Annotated in this window: 17 protein-coding genes; 5 read left to right on the top strand and 12 right to left on the bottom strand. The window is 64.5% G+C overall.

Annotated elements, in window-relative coordinates:
- Nucleotides 1-53 precede the first annotated feature (53 nt).
- From GJV80_RS18080 to GJV80_RS18040, 9 genes are all read right to left on the bottom strand, one after another.
- Nucleotides 54-1466: a V-type ATP synthase subunit B gene (locus GJV80_RS18080; protein WP_154689089.1), complete on the bottom strand. Its 1413-nt coding sequence runs from the start codon at nucleotides 1464-1466 to the stop codon at nucleotides 54-56.
- Nucleotides 1463-3259, bottom strand: a complete 1797-nt coding sequence (locus tag GJV80_RS18075; protein WP_154689088.1) for a V-type ATP synthase subunit A — start codon at nucleotides 3257-3259, stop codon at nucleotides 1463-1465. The genes GJV80_RS18080 and GJV80_RS18075 overlap by 4 nt, the downstream gene beginning before the upstream one ends.
- Nucleotides 3256-3597, bottom strand: coding sequence for a V-type ATP synthase subunit F (locus GJV80_RS18070; protein ID WP_154689087.1), 342 nt, complete (start codon nucleotides 3595-3597; stop codon nucleotides 3256-3258). The genes GJV80_RS18075 and GJV80_RS18070 overlap by 4 nt, the downstream gene beginning before the upstream one ends.
- The gene (locus GJV80_RS18065) at nucleotides 3594-4682 is read right to left on the bottom strand and encodes a V-type ATPase subunit (protein WP_154689086.1); all 1089 of its coding nucleotides are present in this window, start codon (nucleotides 4680-4682) and stop codon (nucleotides 3594-3596) included. The genes GJV80_RS18070 and GJV80_RS18065 overlap by 4 nt, the downstream gene beginning before the upstream one ends.
- Nucleotides 4679-5272 carry a V-type ATP synthase subunit E gene (locus GJV80_RS18060; protein ID WP_154689085.1) on the bottom strand — a complete coding sequence of 198 codons (594 nt, stop codon included), beginning with the start codon at nucleotides 5270-5272 and terminating at the stop codon, nucleotides 4679-4681. Before GJV80_RS18060 ends, GJV80_RS18065 begins: the two co-directional genes overlap by 4 nt.
- A gap of 6 nt (nucleotides 5273-5278) precedes the next feature.
- Complete coding sequence (locus GJV80_RS18055; RefSeq protein WP_154689084.1) at nucleotides 5279-5494, bottom strand: ATPase; 216 nt, start codon at nucleotides 5492-5494, stop codon at nucleotides 5279-5281.
- Between the two features lie 10 nt (nucleotides 5495-5504).
- Nucleotides 5505-7133, bottom strand: a complete 1629-nt coding sequence (locus GJV80_RS18050; protein WP_195909003.1) for a V-type ATP synthase subunit I — start codon at nucleotides 7131-7133, stop codon at nucleotides 5505-5507.
- Nucleotides 7134-7455: 322 nt separating this feature from the next.
- A complete protein-coding gene (locus GJV80_RS18045; RefSeq protein ID WP_154689082.1) occupies nucleotides 7456-7797 on the bottom strand; it encodes a hypothetical protein in 342 nt (113 codons plus the stop codon).
- On the bottom strand, nucleotides 7794-8432 hold the full coding sequence (locus tag GJV80_RS18040; protein ID WP_195909002.1) for a V-type ATP synthase subunit D: 639 nt from the start codon (nucleotides 8430-8432) through the stop codon (nucleotides 7794-7796). Before GJV80_RS18040 ends, GJV80_RS18045 begins: the two co-directional genes overlap by 4 nt.
- Before the next feature lie 916 nt (nucleotides 8433-9348).
- Between GJV80_RS18040 and ctaD the strand changes: the two genes are divergently transcribed.
- From ctaD to GJV80_RS18025, 3 genes are all read left to right on the top strand, one after another.
- On the top strand, nucleotides 9349-11064 hold the full coding sequence (gene ctaD, locus GJV80_RS18035; RefSeq protein ID WP_154690365.1) for a cytochrome c oxidase subunit I: 1716 nt from the start codon (nucleotides 9349-9351) through the stop codon (nucleotides 11062-11064).
- 572 nt (nucleotides 11065-11636) lie between these two features.
- Nucleotides 11637-12041 carry a TraR/DksA C4-type zinc finger protein gene (locus GJV80_RS18030; protein ID WP_195909001.1) on the top strand — a complete coding sequence of 135 codons (405 nt, stop codon included), beginning with the start codon at nucleotides 11637-11639 and terminating at the stop codon, nucleotides 12039-12041.
- Nucleotides 12038-12589, top strand: a complete 552-nt coding sequence (locus GJV80_RS18025) for a universal stress protein (protein WP_154689079.1) — start codon at nucleotides 12038-12040, stop codon at nucleotides 12587-12589. Before GJV80_RS18030 ends, GJV80_RS18025 begins: the two co-directional genes overlap by 4 nt.
- A gap of 113 nt (nucleotides 12590-12702) precedes the next feature.
- Here the strand turns inward: GJV80_RS18025 and GJV80_RS18020 are convergent, their stop codons facing one another.
- Nucleotides 12703-13065, bottom strand: a complete 363-nt coding sequence (locus GJV80_RS18020; RefSeq protein ID WP_154689078.1) for a DUF488 domain-containing protein — start codon at nucleotides 13063-13065, stop codon at nucleotides 12703-12705.
- Between the two features lie 325 nt (nucleotides 13066-13390).
- Between GJV80_RS18020 and GJV80_RS24230 the strand changes: the two genes are divergently transcribed.
- Both GJV80_RS24230 and GJV80_RS25190 read left to right on the top strand, forming a co-directional pair.
- Nucleotides 13391-14143, top strand: coding sequence for a hypothetical protein (locus GJV80_RS24230; protein WP_230207826.1), 753 nt, complete (start codon nucleotides 13391-13393; stop codon nucleotides 14141-14143).
- A complete protein-coding gene (locus GJV80_RS25190; protein ID WP_370518861.1) occupies nucleotides 14140-14613 on the top strand; it encodes a PucR family transcriptional regulator in 474 nt (157 codons plus the stop codon). The genes GJV80_RS24230 and GJV80_RS25190 overlap by 4 nt, the downstream gene beginning before the upstream one ends.
- Nucleotides 14614-15112: 499 nt before the next feature.
- Here the strand turns inward: GJV80_RS25190 and GJV80_RS18010 are convergent, their stop codons facing one another.
- Both GJV80_RS18010 and GJV80_RS18005 read right to left on the bottom strand, forming a co-directional pair.
- Entirely contained in the window at nucleotides 15113-15586 is a 474-nt protein-coding gene (locus GJV80_RS18010) for an ATP-binding protein (protein WP_230207825.1), read from the bottom strand.
- 101 nt (nucleotides 15587-15687) lie between these two features.
- Nucleotides 15688-16854 (bottom strand): phosphotransferase, encoded by a 1167-nt coding sequence (locus GJV80_RS18005; RefSeq protein WP_195909000.1) that lies wholly within the window; start codon nucleotides 16852-16854, stop codon nucleotides 15688-15690.
- Between the last annotated feature and the right edge of the window lie 233 nt (nucleotides 16855-17087).

The raw sequence follows: 17087 nt of genomic DNA, 5'->3' as shown, positions 1-17087 counted from the left end.
TCGAAGCGCTCCGCGCGCCGAGTCCGGCCTTCCTCTGCTAAGAGTGGCTGCTTTCAGGTGGCCGGGTCCGATTGGTCTTCTCCCGGCGATGGCGAGTGATAGCGGGCGATCAGCTCGGCGGACAGCCGTCGAAGCTCGACGGCGGGTATGGGCGCCAATAGCCTCCAGATCAGGTCGAGCGTCTGGTCGATCGAACGGCGCTCGGCGTCCTGGCCGACGAACTGCTGCTCGAACTGATCAACGAATGCGAGGATCCGGTGGTCTTCGACCGATAGTGCCTGCTCCCCGACGATGGAGATCAGCCGCCGCAATTCCTGCCCACGACCCAGGAGTGCTGACGCCTGGTCGGCAATGTCGCGATGGTCCTCGCGGGTGCTGGCTGCACCGATGCCCGCGTTCATGAGTCGGCTCAGCGAGGGCAGGACGTCGATGGGTGGGAAGATCCCGCGTCGTTCGAGTTCTCGCGACAACACGATCTGTCCTTCGGTGATGTAGCCGGTGATGTCGGGGATCGGATGCGTTACGTCGTCGTCGGGCATGGAGAGCACCGGCAGTTGCGTGATGGAGCCGGGTCGGCCGCGTAAACGGCCGGCCCGCTCATACAACGAGGCCAGATCCGAGTACATGTAGCCGGGATACCCTCGCCGGCCGGGCACCTCGTCCCGGGCCGCGGCCGTCTCGCGCAATGCCTCGCAATAGTTGGTCATGTCAACGAGGACGACCAGTACGTGATGGTCCCGCTCGAAGGCCAGATATTCGGCGATGGTGAGAGCAGATCGGGGACAGGTGAGGCGCTCGGCTGCCGGCTCTCCGGCGCGGTTGACGAGAACGACTGAATGTTCCAGAGCCGCGCCCTCGGCGAACTGGGCCCGTACGTATGCCGCCTCGCGGTCCGTCACGCCGACGGCTGCAAACACCACAACGAATCCCTCCGTCGACCCACGGACCCGGGCGGTCTGGGCGATCCGGGTGGCAAGTTCAAGACCCGGGAGTCCGTAGCCGGAGAACACCGGAAGCTTCTGGCCGCGGACGAGCGTGTGCAGTCCGTCGATCGCCGAGATGCCCGTTTCGATGAACTCCGACGGGTGCGCCCTGGCGACCGGATTGATTGGCAGCCCATTGAGATCCCGTTCAGCCTCGGGCAGTAGCGGCGGGCCGCCGTCGATCGGCCTGCCCATGCCGTCGAGTACCCGTCCGATCAGCTCAAGCCCCACTCCGAGACGGGCCGCCTGAGCTCTAACCTGAACCGCAGTGGTGTTGATGTCCAGATCTGTCGTGCCACCGAGGACCTGGACGATCATGCGGTCGCCCTCGATCTCGAGAACCTGGCCGCGGCGCAGTTGACCCGTCGGGGCGACCACCTCCACCAGTTCTCCATAGCTGACGTGCTCGGCGTGTTCGGCGATGAGCAGCGGGCCGGAGACGTAGCTGACAGTGCGATGGGCAGTGGTGTAGAGGCGGCTCATGTCAGGCTTTCCAGTTCTCTTTCGATCTCCTCGGCGAGCGCTGTCGCGCTGCCTGCAGCATCCGCCGACGGCCAGTACCGCATCGCGGCCAGTGCCGCTATCGACGGCACAGCCGCCGCTTGGGCGACGTCGACTCCGCGGTCGACCGCCGATCTCAGGGCCGCGTCGGCTCTTCTGATCACCCGGAGCATCGCCAGCTGTTTGGCTGGACTGCAGTAGGCGTCCAGCTCGTCGAACGCCGATTGCTGGAGAAAGTCCTCTCGCAGGATGCTGCCGGTCTGAAGCAGCACCCGCTCCGGCGGCGCCAGGGTGTCGGCACCTACCAGCTGTACGATCTCGAGGAGTTGCGCCTCGCGCTGGAGCAGCTGGCGTGCCCAGGCTCGATGTGCGGACCAATCCTGAGCTACTTCACGCTCGAACCAGGCAGACAGGTCGTAGAGGGTGTAGCTGCGATTCCAGTCGACGGCAGGAAAGTGACGCTCTCTGGCCAAGGGGGTGTCCAATGCCCAGAAGGTGCCGGCCAGCCGCAACGAGTGTTGGGTGATGGGTTCGGAGAAGTCACCACCCGCAGGCGAGACGGCACCGATGATGCTGACCGACCCCTCACGGTCCTGCGAGCCGAGACACTTCACGGCCGCACCGCGCTCATAGAACTCGGCCAGCCGGGACGACAGGTAAGCCGGATACCCCTCCTCGGCCGGCATCTCCTCCAATCTGCTCGACACCTCCCGGAGCGCCTCCCCCCACCGGCTGGTCGAGTCGGCCATCAGCGCAACGTGATAACCCTGATCCCGGAAGTACTCGGCGATCGTCACACCGGTATAGATGGAGGCCTCACGCGCGGCGACCGGCATGTTGGAGGTGTTCGCGATCAGGATCGTGCGTTCCATCAGGGACGTTCCCGTTCGAGGATCGGTCAGTTGCGGAAACTCCTGAAGGACCTCGGCCAGCTCGTTTCCGCGTTCTCCACAACCGATGTAGATGACGACATCGGCGTGTGCCCATTTCGCCAACGACTGCTGAAGCACGGTCTTTCCGGTGCCGAAGCCGCCCGGGATGATGGCGGCGCCGCCGCGTGCGATCGGAAACAGCACGTCGATGACGCGTTGACCTGTGAGTAGGGGAATGGTCGGTGCCAACCGGGACCGGAACGGACGAGGCTGGCGTACCCGCCAGCGGCTGAGCATGGGGATCGGCTGATCGTCGACCCAGACCACGGGGTCCTCCAGGCGAGTTTGGCCTCTATGGACCCGGGTCACCGGCCCATGCACCGCGGGCGGAACAAGGATGCGATGCTGAAACGCCCCCGTCTCCTGGACTACTCCGATCACATCGCCGCCGGTGACGACCGCGCCGGCGGCGGTCAGTGGCTCGAATGTCCAGACCCGTTCGCGATCGAGAGCAGGGAGGTTGACACCAGGTGACAGGAACGGCTGTCCGAAGGGCTGGTCGCCCAAACGTCCGAGCACTTGCAGCGGCCGCTGGGTGCCGTCGAAGATCTGCCCCAGCATGCCAGGGCCGAGCTCGATCTCCAATGGTCTGCCTGTGTCACGCACCGGCTCGCCGGCACACAGGCCGGCAGTGTCCTCGTACACCTGAATGGTGACAAGATCGCCATCAAGCCGGATCACCTCGCCAGGCAGCGAGGCGTTTCCGACTCGAACCACGTTGTACAACCGCACTCCGGGCAGTCCGCGGGCGACTACCACCGGTCCGGCGACTCTCCACACCTCGCCATCGCGCGGCCTCCGCTGGTCGGGAAGGTGCCTGGCGGGCGCATCTGCCAGCGTCATGATGTACTTCCTTCGCTGCCAAAGGTGATGCCGTAGCCGACTGCCTGCCGCAGCAACTCCAGGAGACGGTCACGTCTGTCCTCGGCCTGGTCGGCAGCGGTCCCGGCCGGCAGCCGAACCACAAGCGGCACCTGGATCGTGTCCAAGTGCCGTCGAAACGGAGCCGGAAGCGCGTCGTAGTACGAGGCGTGAAGGGCGATGACACCCTCTTCGGCGAGCAGCATTTCCTCGAGCCGGGTCTGTGCCTCGGCGGCTGACCCGACTCGGATGGTTTCGGCACCAGCGAGCTGGTAACCGGGTATCAGTTCGGGAATCGTCATGATGATCAGTCGACTCATGACGACCCCATCGACAAGCTCAGTTCGCTGTTGACGACGTCCCTGGGGATCCCTCGAGCGGCTGCCTCACCGAGCAGGCGCAGTTCTTGCGCCTCCAGCTGCTTCTCCGCTGCATAGGCCAGTGGTATGTCGATCGCGAGCGGGTCACCGCTGACGAACAGACGGATGGTGCTTGCGATCGTGTTTCGGTCGAGCGTCCGTTGCAGTTCCAGTAGATCTCCGTCGGATACCCAGCGCTGGAGCGGCGTTCGGAGCGGATGGCCATACCGAGTGCCCAACCAGGTCACCACAGCTGCGGCGTCTGGTTCGTGGCGAATCTTGTCAAATGACTTCTGTGAGATCGCCCCACCAGGTAACAGAGTCTCCGCCGGGGGTGGCGTGTCATCGGCTCCGGACAGAATGGCATCGCGGAGTCGGAGGGTGACAAGAAGGTTGTCCTGGTCGGCTTGTTGCTGCAGGAACCGAATCAAGGTCCGGCTGCTCCGGTCGCTACGGCCCAGTCTGGACAGGCTTCGTTTCGTATGATCACCGATCACGGCGCGTTCGAGCGCGGCCAAGTCCTTGGTCCGTTGATACTGTTCGAAGGAGTTGTGCAGGGCTCGAGCCTGGTCTCGATCGGGCAACGCCCGGGCCATCAGCTCGACGACTCCGGCCAACCCGTCGGATCGGAGAATCTGAGACGCAACTGGCGGCCTGAGCCAACCGACCGGGATCACCGCCTGCAACGGGTGATCCGGTGCGAGGTCGGGGCGGGCGCCGGCTCGCAGGATTGTGATCATGTTGGCCAGGTCGTAGCGGGACAACAGGACGTCCACCAACTCCCGGGCCCGCCCGCGATAGAAGGACCGCATGTCCTCGAGGGCGCTGCCGAGATCGTGTTGGATCAGCATATGTAGCTGCTGGAGCGAGTTGCCACTGTCCGGCGCTGTTTCCGATATGGCAGAGCGCCGTTGAAGCAGGTCCAGCAGCTCATCCAGATCGAGGTCGATCAGCTGCTGGTAGTCGTCGGCCCTCAAGATGGCGGTCCGGCGCGCACGCAGCCTTGTATTGCCGTAGCCGAAGTCTGCAGCACGGGAGAAGATCATGATCCATCACCCGTGTCCTGCTCCGCGGCGGACGCAAGCCATCGCCCGAAGTGACCGCGCAGCAACAGATCGGCGTTCAGGAGGCGCTCCTCCAACGTGTTCCGCACGGTACGACCATCCTTGCCGGTCAGCTCCACACCGCCCCAGCAGTGGAGCGATTCCACGATGTTGAGATCATCGGCAAACTCCGCCGCCAATTCGGAATCCCGGGGGTCGATTCGCAGGTCCTGCGCCGTAGGCAGTGCCGCGCGGCTCTCGATCACCAGTCCGTGGAACAGCGCCGGGTAGTGGCGAGTGTCTCGGAGCGTGACGAGTCGCCCGCGAAGTTGATCAAGCACCGATTGGAACGCTTCTTCTCGCGCGTTCCTGACCACGCCGGCTGCAGCGAGTCGGGCCAATGCTCGGCGTTCATCGGCCTCTGCTCGAGCCGATGGCTCCGAGGCACGGCCACCCTCCTCCGATATCACGGCGGCGTCACGGCGCGCCGCCGCGAGGATTGCTGCCGAACGTTCGGTGGTCGTGCGTTCGGTCAGCTGTCGTTCAGCTATGGCGTCGGCTTCGATGGCAGCCAACAAATCGTCCAGAGCCATCGGACATCACAGCAACACGATCGCCATGGCTGCGATGGCGAAGCCAAGGATGACCAACGTCTCGGGGATAGCCACCAATAGGATTGCTCGGCCAACGAGTTCAGGCTTCTCCGCGATCAAACCCATGGCTGCGGCGCCGATTCGAGCCTGTGCATAGCCGGTAGCGAGGGCGGCAAGACCCACCGCCAGTCCCGCTCCGATCGCGATCAGACCAGTCTCCATTGTCGCTCCTTCATTGTGTGGCGAGGGCTTCCCGCTCCGAGGTGGAACCGAATGGTTGGAATGCTCGACCTCCGCCGATGAGGAAGGCCCCGAAGAACTCCACGTAATGCAGCCGGAGGGACTGGATCAGCGGGCTGAACGAGGCAAGGGCGAGATTGAGCGCGTGGAGGAATATGGCGATCACGATCCCCAGCCAAACCGGTCCCAGGGTGCCGAGCTGGTTCGCGACATTCGCCAGGTGCGCCGAGGCGAGGCCTACGGCCGCCAGGCGGAGGTAGGAGAGGATGTTTCCCAGCTTGGCCAGGAGGTCCAGCGCCCCGGTCGCAATACCCAAGACTCCGTTCAATGACATGATCAGGGCCAAGCCGGCGACGACCGCCGCCAGCGCCGGCGCCATCGCCGTCGACGACAGGCGTCCGGCGGCCACGGCGACGACGCCGAACAGACCGGCCAGGGCGAGCAGCATGCCCACTTTCTCCACCAGAACACGAAGTGTGTTCAGTCTGATCGCCTGCCAGGCTCCGATGCCGAGTCCGAGGACGATGTGGGCTGCTCCGACTGCCACCGACAGGAGTAGCAAAGGCTCGAGCGCGCCGCCGGACGTCCTGTCCCGCCACAACGCGAAATCTCCGAACAAGCGATGACCTAGATCACCCAAGGCCTCGCCGTACAACACTCCAAACACAATTGACCAGGCCGCTCCGCCGATCAGCACCCACACAACACCCGACAGCTCTGCCGCCGGCACCAGCCGTTGCGCGAGCTTGTAGTGCGCGACGAGCGCCAACAGCAGAAGGATGAGGCCGTAGGCGATGTCGCCGACCATGGCGCCGAACATCATCGGCAAGAAGATCGCCATCAGGAATGTCGGGTCGGACGAGCCTGCCCGCGGCAGCTCGAGGAATCTCACCAGAGACTCGTATGGACGGGCCGGCTTGGTGTTGTGCATCAATACCGGCGCGTTGTGGTCGGATCGGGAGGTTGTCAGGTGCTCGACGACGACGGTTCCAGCGAATCTGGAGTCGAGGTCGTGCCGCAGTTCGGCAACCCGCCGCCGGGGAATCCAGGCTTCGGCAACAAAGACCCGTTCGGTCGCGACCAGAGTTCTCGCCGCTGCTGTCAGGTCCAGTTCGGTCAGGACAGCCGCACGAGCGCCTCGAAGCCATGATCGGCGGCGCGCCAGCTGCTGCCGCCGTTCGTGTTCGACACGTGCGCACTCCGCCGCGATCTCGTCGATGCGCAACTGCATTGCCTCAACCGTGGAGGTGAGGGACAGACCCTCGAAGCGTGATGGAAGTGCCTCGCTGCGGACGGCGGCCCGACCCAGAATCTCCCGAACGACATGGGTCTTTTCGGACGGAAAGATCACGAGGCAGCCCACCGAGCCGTCCTCGATCTGAGTCGTTGCGAGCTCGAATGTGTTGCCGAGGCGTGCTGTGAGTTCGTCGCGGAGCATCTGCGGAATGCCGGCACTGCCGGTGTTGATCACGAGCGCCACGGTGGCCAGGTGCAGCTGGGCAAGCTGCGCGCCATTCAGCGCCGCGATGATCGGGACCAGTGGCACCAGTTGCTTGAGAGGCCGCATCTGACTTGCCAGGTTCAGTTCTTCGTTGTGTAGCGAGTCGAGCCGCTGATCCATGGCGCCGACAGCGACAGTGAGGCGGTGAATCTCAGCTGCGACGTCGGCTCCGTCGATGTCCGACTCCGCGGCCTGGACGAATCGCCCATCCGGATCGGTTGCCCCGGCGCCCGTCGGTAACGCGGCGAGAAGAGCATCGATCTCGGTCACAATCTCGCGGAGCTGCTGCTGATGGTGGGTCTGTCCGCTGAGCGGATGCAGGCCAGTCTGCACCCCGAGTTCAGTCAGCTCGACGAGCCGTAGCTGGTGGAGTCGCGCCAGGGCGTCGGCCGCGTCAGACTTGCGACCAAGGATGCGGACCCGTGCCATTGGGACGAGCATGTCACCGCCTCTCGTCCGGGAGCAGAAGCGCCATCAGTTGGTCCAGCAGCAACGGCAGGGCGGCGGTGGTTTGCTCGCGTATTGTGGCGGCCATCGTCGCGGCGTTCGTGCGGATGGTTCTCGCGTCCTCCTCGGCTTGAGCCAAGAGGTTGTCGCGTCGCTGCTGATCAAGGCGCCTGGCCGCCTCGCGCGCATCTGCCAGCAGCTTCTCTGCTGCCTCCTGTGCAGACGCCAATTCGGTGTTTGCCGCCTGACGGGCTTGATCCCGTTCGCGGGCGGCATGCTCGATCTGCTGGACCGCCTTCAACGCGCCGCCGAACGGCAATGTCTTGGGGACGCTCATCTCAGCGTTCCTGCCCGACGGTCGCTGGCTCGCATTCGGCGTAGCCGGATCCGGTCCTCCAACTCGCGTTCTTCGAGGATCAGCGCGATCTTGGCGCGTTCTGCGATGAGGCGGGGCACGATGATGTGCTCCAGCGCGTTCATACGCCGCGTGGTGCGGGCGATCTCTTCGGCGAGACGTCGTACCGAGAGTTCGAGCGCAGCCAGCTCGAGAAGCCTCTCGATCACGACTTCGAAACTCCGAGCGACGGCGTCGATCCGGGCGCTCGAGCCGATCAAACTGAACCCTCTACTGGTGCGTGCCCGCAGTACCGTTGTTCGGTCCACCTCGACGACCGCCACCCCGGCGACGCTTCGGGTCCGGACGCGGACTCCAATTCCTGCGGCGGCGGCGAATCCGGCCGAGGCGATGGGTTCCAGCCCTTCGACTGCGATGGCCAAGCCGAGAGTACGGCTTGCAATGCCGGCGTCCCGGTCGATGAGGTCCATGGATTGCAGAACGGATGCACCCAATCGACTGAATTCGGTGATCAACGCAGTGCGGCGGTCCTTCAGGAGGTCCCGTCCCTGGGTGGCAAGCAGGATCTTGCCGCGATGCGCGAGGAGTGCGCTACGAGTAGCGCTGACCTGTTCCACGGTGATTCACCCTGCTTCCGCTATTTATATCGTAAAACGATATATTGTGGTTGACGAGCTTCCTTGATCAACGGGGATCTTGCGCGCTGATCCAGTCAGCGAGTCGTCGGCGGACTCGCTGCCCTTCGGTCTGCTGACGGGGCAACAGGTAGCGATGCGCTAGCCATATCAAGAACTCCTCACATGAAGCAGGGCCGGGACGCCTGCGCACCGGTCGCAGCAGCTTGTAGGGAGTCTTCTCTGCAGTGGTTCGCGGTTCGCGTGGTGTGCCCAAAGTCTGGCTGCCGCGATGCCTGGATTCCAGTGGCGAGCCCGGCCAACATCGGACGGTCGTCATTGCCGACCCCCGGCAGAACTAGGCGTTCGGCAGCGGTCCGCGTCTCGACAACCGACAGCCCACGCTTCGACCGTTCCGGATGCGGGTCCGTGGGGCCCGCGAGAACTTCGCTGATCCTTGCCACCGCCGCCGGCCTGGATCGGTGCTACGGTTTATTTGAGAACGCATAGTAAATATGTGTTGCGCTCCTAGACCTCTCACCGACCCATGCTCTGGGCGGGAGGATGAGATGAACAGCCACATCGAAGTAGCCGTCGAGGGCACAGGAAGCTGTACGCGGGCACTCGACAGTGTGGCGGCGCCTTGGCGGCGACTCCAGGGCTGTGATCAACCGGTTGTGAACAGCATCTCCGCGTCGCCCGCCGCTAGCGCTCCGCTGTCCGCCAAATCCCCACCGGGTTCGGCCACCGTTGATCGTGGACACGCGGAACGCGGCGCTCGGCGGAGGGTGCGTCTACCGAACCCGGGCGCGGTCGACGCCCGGTTCTGGCGAGAGGGTGCTGGGTCGTGACGACGTTCGAGGGCTCCGCTGAGCGGACTGCCGCCGCCCCGGCGCGGGAGGTCAGCAGGCCGCGGCCGATGGGCATGGTGGCCTGGAAGTGGCTGACCACGACCGATCACAAGATGATCGGCAATCTGTACTTCATCACCAGTTTCGTCTTCTTCCTGTTCGGTGGTGTGTTGGCGCTGGGGATCCGTGCGGAGTTGGCGTTCCCGGGGCTGCAGTTCCTGTCTTATGAGACGTACAACCAGTTCTTCACGATGCACGGCACGATCATGTTGCTGATGTTCGCGACGCCGTTGTTCTCGGCGTTCGCGAACGCGATCATGCCGCTGCAGATCGGTGCGCCGGATGTGGCGTTTCCGCGGTTGAACATGTTGTCGTACTGGTTGTTCCTGTTCGGCGGTCTGATCACGATCTCTGGTTTCCTGTCACCGGAGGGTGCGGCGAGCTTCGGCTGGTTCGCCTACGCGCCGCTGAACAACGAGGTCAACTCCCCGGGAGTGGGCGGGGATCTGTGGATCGTCGGCCTGTATCTGGTCGGTCTGTCCTCGATCCTTGGCTCGGTGAACTTCATCACCACGATCCTGACCATGCGGGCGCCGGGCATGACGATGTTCCGGATGCCGATCTTCACCTGGAACACGCTGATCACCGCAATGCTGGTGTTGATCGCGTTCCCGATCCTGGCTGCGGCGTTCTTGATGTTGGAGGCGGACCGGAAGTTCGGGGCGCACATCTTCGATGCGGCCAACGGCGGTGCGTTGTTGTGGCAGCACCTGTTCTGGTTCTTCGGCCACCCCGAGGTCTACATCATCGCGTTGCCGTTCTTCGGCATCATCACCGAGGTGATCCCGGTGTTCAGCCGCAAGCCGCTGTTCGGCTACATGACATTGGTCGGCGCAACCCTCTCGATCATGTCTCTGTCGGTGGCTGTCTGGGCACACCACATGTATGTGACCGGTGCGGTGAACCTGCCGTTCTTCTCCTTCATGAGCTTCCTGATCGCGGTGCCGACCGGGGTGAAGTTCTTCGACTGGATCGGCACGATGTGGGGCGGCTCACTGAGCTTCGACACACCGATGCTGTGGGCGATCGGCTTCCTGACCACCTTCCTGTTCGGTGGTATGACCGGTGTGATCCTGGCCAGCCCGCCGCTGGACTTCCAAGTCTCCGACACCTATTTCGTCGTTGCGCATTTCCACTACGTGGTGTTCGGCACGGTGGTGTTCGCGATGTTCGCGGGCTTCTACTTCTGGTGGCCGAAGCTGACCGGGCGGATGTTGGATGAGAAGTGGGGCAAGGTGCACTTCTGGATGTTGTTCGTCGGCTTCCACACCACGTTCCTGGTGCAGCATTGGCTGGGTGTGGAAGGCATGCCGCGCCGGTATGCGGACTATCTGCCCAACGAGGGATTCACCCTGTTCAACCAGATCTCCTCGGTCGGCGCGTTCCTGCTCGGCGCCTCGATGCTGCCGTTCATGTACAACGTCTGGAAGACGCGTCGATCACCCAAGGTCAAGGTTGACGATCCCTGGGGTTGGGGCCGGTCGCTGGAGTGGGCGACGTCCTGCCCGCCGCCGCGGCACAACTTCGATTCGCTGCCCCAAATACGCTCTGAGTCCCCGGCCTTCGACCTGCACCACCCGGAGATCGCGCTGGAGGAGTACGCCTCCACTATGGCGGCCGAAGGTGAATTCATCGACGCCGGTGAGCACGCCGGCCGGGTCGGCGCGCTGATCGAGCACGCCGAGGCCCAGAGTGGAGAGGATCGCGGCGGAGGAGGCTCATAACGTGGTGTTCGCGATCGTAGCGGCGTCTTCTGGACCCGCCTTTTTTACCAACTCTCTAGTAGAAACAAAGTGAGACCGCGGAGCTTCTGATCGTCGTTGCTGCCAGGTTCTCGCGACATCGAGCAGCCCGTCGTGATCGCGATAAGAAGCCACCGGGCGTGGTGTAAGGCCACTGTCCAGCGTCGGCGCGGCCGTCGTATCCCACACTGGAAGGCAGCGAGCCAGGGGACAGACCGAGCGCCGTCGAGAGGTTGAGGCGAGTCCAATGTTGCCGGTCTCCGGCAGACTACGGGCCACGATCGTGTCTCGCGCTGCTACTGGTCCGCAACGAGTTGTTTGGGGACCATGGGAGAGGACCACGGATCGCAGTTCCCCGGGAGCAACGAGGTGACGGGTGCGCTGGCAGAACTGTGCACAGTCCAACCTGTGCACAGTCCAACCTGCCACCGAGAGCCTGGCTCTCGCCTACTGAGCTGTCCGGTCAGTGCGGCGCCTGAGCACCGCTGCGATCCAGTTCCACTACGACCGGCCCGGAAATGGGCCGGTCTTGTCGATCCCCGAAAGGAGAACCGATGCTTCTTCAACAGGCCCGTCAGGGTCAAGCCAGCGAAGTGGAGCCCACGGCGGAGGTGTCGCTCGCCAAGATCCGTGCCGAGTTGGAGCAGCAACGGGACTTCCGTATGGACCAGATCAAGCAGCTCGAAGGCGATATGGCCGACACTCTCACAAGTGGCGACGAGGCGCGTCTGCAGGTCAATCGGATGCTCGCCGTCAGCGCCGATGCCGTTCTCGATGAGATCATCGCGGCGTTACGGCGGCTCGACGCCGGGGAGTACGGGGTGTGCGAGGACTGCGACGCACCCATCCCCTGGGAACGACTCGAGGTGTTGCCGATGAGCCGGTTGTGCACCCCGTGCCAGTACCGGCTCGACACTCGGCGCATGCGCGGAAATGCTCGGTCGGGGCGGCGACGATGACCGCCTGGCCGGTGCTGGTCGGTCTGGACGACTCGCCGCCCGCGCACGCGGCGCACCGGTGGGCCGCCCGCTATGCCCACGCGATCGGCACCGTATTGCAGGCCGTCCACGTCCTGGAGTGGCCGATCGGCCTGCGCGATCCGAAAAGGGCAGGCACTCGGCTCAGAGTCGAGCCGGACGAGATCGCCGACCTCTACCTGCGCGGCATGCATCGAGTGTTCAACGATGTCGCCGCACCGCCCGGTTCGATGCTGCACTTCGCCCAAGGGGATGTGGCCGACGTCCTCGTCCGGCTCAGCGAACAGGCCGAACTGCTGGTCCTCGGTACCCGGCAGGCGACTCGACGCCGCCGCTACCTGGCCGGGGCAGTCAATCGGCACTGCATCACCTACGCGGACTGCCCGGTGGTCACTGTTCCACAACCGACCACTACCCGAGCCGGCCACAATGCGGACCAACGGCACACCGTTCTCACCACCAGCGGCGTCGGCGCGCCTGGCAACCGTCACCTCGGCACTCCCGGATCTTCCGCGACATCGCTGCTGTAGGCGCCGACTACGACGAAGTGGTCGACCTGCTCCAGAACGAAGGCCTGACCAGTGATGACTGTCCCTTCGACGGCCTGCTGGCTCAGTGGTTGGCCAGGCGTCGCCGCCTCCCTTCACCGGTTCAAAATGGCCGCGAGCACCGCTGCCTCGCTAATCTCGACATCCTTGGTCGCGGTCAAGAGGGTGAGGCGACGGTCAGCGGCCAGATCCCGCAAGTGTTGCAGAGCCTCAGCCCGCTCATCCTGTTCAAGCTCGACGCTGTACCGCTGAGTGAACGTCTGAAACTTCGCAGGGTCGTGTCGGTACCACTTGCGCAGCTCAGTGGACGGGGCCACATTCTTGCACCACTCGTCCAGCGCTGCCCTCGCCTTGGACATTCCACGCGGCCAGATCCGGTCGACCAGCACCCGGACACCGTCGTCGTCCTCCGGCTCGTCGTATACCCGGCGTACCCGCACCTCCGCTACCGTGGCCACGGTCTCAACCTTTCTGGGGATTTCGTGCCAGAGACGAACTGTTAGCCCAACCAGCGTAAACACTGATCCGGATGGGCGGCGCCGGCGTCGACGGTCATCCCGGGCCGTCGCGGGTGGAACGCCAAACTGCGCGGCGCACCGGTCCCGGTCGAGTTGAATGGCGCCGACGAAACCCTCCAGGTCGGGTCGCCGCTGGTGGCCGGCGCCTCCGACTGCCCGCCGTCCGGTTCGAATCACAGGACACGATCGTCAACAGTCTGGTGCTCCTTGCTGCCAGTGCTCTGCAATGGGTTCAAGAATGGTCGAGAGACTCGGGAAGGCCGTCGTGACGAAGCACCATGCCCAGCAGGATCCTCATGCCACAGGCAAGTGGCTGAACCGTGTCGCGCGCGCGGCCGCTGCAGATGCCAAGGCGCCCGTCGAGCTGCTGGGTGAATACCTGAGCATGCTGTCAGACGCAGCCCTGACCGGCCGCCGGCCAGAGACCGAGCAACTGGCCGTCGTACGACGCCTCGGTCGGCAGGCGGCCGAACAGGGCATTGATGCCGATCAGGCCGTGACCCTGTACCTGTCTGCGGCGTGGCGGTTGTGGCAGCAGATACCGGCGGTCGTACGGACGCGGGATCGTGATGCCGTCAGCGCAGCCGCCGAAGCGGTCCTCCGGGTGGTCAACGATGCCGTCGAGGCGCTCGTCGACGGCCACCAGGCTTCCCGCCAAGAGATCATCCGACAGGAGGAGTCGGCTCGACGTGAGTTCGTCGACGACCTGCTCCGCGGTGATGCCGACGTACCGCGGCTGGTGCAGCGAGCCAAGACATTCGGTCTGGACCTTGGCCGGCCCCATGAGGTCCTGCTCGCTGCCCCCACGACGACCACGGCTCACCGCCAAGAACTGAGCCGGATCGCGGTAACCATGGAACGGGTCATCGTTGACCGTTACGGTGATCGCGAAGTCCTTGTGGCGATCAAGGATGCCATGATCGTCATGATCATCCCCGGCGAGCTCCAGAGCCACGAACGCGACGCACACCATGTGCGGCCGGCCAATCTCCTCCTCGGCGGGCTCGCCCCCAGCTGAGGAGCCGCTGGCAGATCGCCGCGGGCCGGTCGTACCCGGGTGCATACGGCATCGCACGCTCCTATGAAGAGGCACGCGAGACATTGGTTCTGGCCCGGCGACTCCACCTTGACGCAGCGGCCATCCGACCCCACGACGTACTTGTCTACCGGGTGCTGAGTCGGGACCAGACCGCCCTGATCGATGTGGTGAAGGTCTTCCTGGAGCCATTGACCCAATCCCGCGGCGGCGCGGAACCCCTCCTGTCAACCCTCGAGACCTACTTTGCGACCGGGGCTGTCGCCACCGAAACGGCACGACGGCTCCATATGTCCGTGCGCACCGTCGGTTATCGACTGGCCAAGATCAAGAACCTGACAGGTGCTGACCCGACCGACCCCAACCAACGGTTGGGACTACACATTGCCGTCCTCGGCGCTCGACTCTTGGACTGGCCGGCCCAAGACCTTCCTGGTGACCCCGCCCTCTAGCTCCTCGTTCGATCGGGAAGCCGCAACGAGCGCGCAGCCGGCCGGACAGCGGCATTCAGGTGCCCGGCTGATCATGGTCGCATTGTCGGTTGGGGCGATACCGGCAATATGCGGTCACTGCGGTGCCGATCGCGAAGACCATACTCAACATCACCGAGCCGAACAGCACACCAAGGGCTCCGAACACCAGGAACAACCCCAAGATCAGCTCCGCCCGCCGATCCCGTCTTGATTGTCAACGCTGCCACACCTCCTCGCCCCTTCGGCGACCCTGGATCAGGTCTCATCGCGATCTGCCGGAGCACTATGGTCGCCTCTGCACAACTTCACTCTCACGTCGTTACCGGGCTCACCACATCGACCGGCATTCGGGCAAGGAGCTGAACGGTCCCGCGATGGCGGCGGCGCCCGAGGATTCGTGTCCCAGATCGAGAGAGTCGGGAGGGCAGGATGTCCTCGTCACCAACCTCCGGGCCGGCTGCCCCTGGACAGACCCGGGTTACTGGTCGGCAGTGCGGACGACGGTCAATGGGCCCTCATCTTCGGTCGGTGGCTCGAAGTGGTCGAAGTAGCTGGCAATGAGGTCGTCATCGAGGGTGTAGTCGTCGCCGTGACCGAGACGACGAGTGCGCATCCGTGTCAGAACTACCTCGCGCGGCGTTGCCACGTAGATCGTCTCCGGCACGACGCCGCGGGCCACCAGCAAGTTGCGGTATTCGGCGCGTGCGCGTCGTGACCAGAAGGCGAAGTCGAGAACAACGTCGGCACCCGCGTCGACCAATTCGAGCAGGCGGGCCCGAAGCACGCGCTCGATCTCTTCGTGGAGTTCCCTTGATAGCGGCATCGAGCGGATGCCTCGACGCCACGCCTCCTGATCGAACGAGAGACGTTCCATGCCGCCTGCTTCCAGCCGGCGGGCGATCGTGGATTTGCCCGCACCAGCCGGTCCGCACATGAACACAACCCTCGCCACTCAGCCGAGTCTAGTGATGTTCCGGACGGCCTACGATCGAATATCGGTCGGCGCGGACGGATGATCTTGTCTGTAGCGACATTGTCAACTGTGGATCGAGGTCAGTTGCTGGCGGCCACGCCGAACCCGGGGTAGACCGGCAACGGGTCGACCCCCGTCCATCGATCGGCCGACACGGCTCGCAATTGCCGTGCAAGTCCTGCTAGACGCGGAAGTCGATCGGTGGCGTCCGCGACGCGGATGAAGGAGTCCAGCCGGCTGAGGACGCGAGACCGGGTGCTCGCGATGCCCCAGGTGCGGGACTGGGTGAGCACGTCCTCGGCGATCCATTCGAAGGACATCAACAGCCAATAGGCCGTTACGTGGGCTGTCGCTTCGGCGTAAAGATCATCGTCGGCAGCTTCCGGGATTCCGTCCTCCAGCCCGTTTCGATAGAGCTGTGCCAGTTCCGCGCCGAAATCATCGGGGACGGCGTTACAGCACCAACAGGACGGGAACGGCAACTGCGGATAGAGCCCGTCGATCAGAGCGTGGCCAGGTCGGCCGAATTCGAAATCGAGAAGACGCGCACCGGATGACGTGATCACCACATTGTCAGGGCAGGGATCGTTATGGACCAGGACGGTGAACGGTCCCGGCCGGGTGAGGGTCTGTTTGACCGACTCCAGCTCGACGAGCAGCTCGAGACGATCTTGGACCGGTGGCAGATCGAGATCTGCCAGCAGTCTGTCCAGACCGCCGAGGCCGGCGTCGACGGCGTGGCCGTACCGCGCCAGCACCCGCTCGGTAAGAAGCGCGGCCGGTGCCCCCAGGGCGGTGACGGTCCGGTCCCAGTCGGCCGATCGTCGCGCGGTCGCGGCATGGATCGAGGCCAGGCGCTGTACGAAGCTGATCATTGCCGAGCGCGCCGCGCCCGGTGAGCCTTCCAGGAGGGGCTGGACCAGTGTTGCCGCCGTGCCGAGGTCGTCGAAGATCATCAGACCGTTGCGCGGGTCGACTCCCCAGCACCGTGGCGTGTGCTCCCCTGGTGCCAGCTCGGTCAGCAGGGTGGCCGCCGCCGCCTCGCGAAAGAATCGCAGCCGGACTTCATCGCTGGTCTCGGCATCGTGGAATCCGGCGGTCTGCTTGGCGATCACTGTTCGGCCGTCCTCGGCTCCGGACGTGACTCGGAGCCTGACGACCGAGTTGCGGCGGCCGTCCTCGGACAGCGTGTCGACCAGTTCGACCGATCGCCCGATCAGCAGCGCCACGGGCTCGGAGATGTTCATGCGACGATCATCCAGCATCGTTCGCACGCAGCACACGCCGGAACGGCGGAGGCCGGTGAGTTGACCCCCGGTGACCGTCGGGGCAAGCGTTTGATCGGCGCGGCATCACTGCCCTCGGGCCGCAACACGCTGGTAGTCAACAAGTGTCATGTCGATCGGTCTCCCTCCGCGTCGCGGCTGCAAATAGTGCCTGGCGGCCAATTTCCTGAAGGCCCAGGGCGATGTTGGGGTCG

Origin of the sequence: Microlunatus sp. Gsoil 973 (assembly GCF_009707365.1) — a bacterium.
GTDB lineage: Bacteria > Actinomycetota > Actinomycetes > Propionibacteriales > Propionibacteriaceae > Microlunatus.
This window is presented reverse-complemented; position numbering and strand designations above follow the sequence as displayed.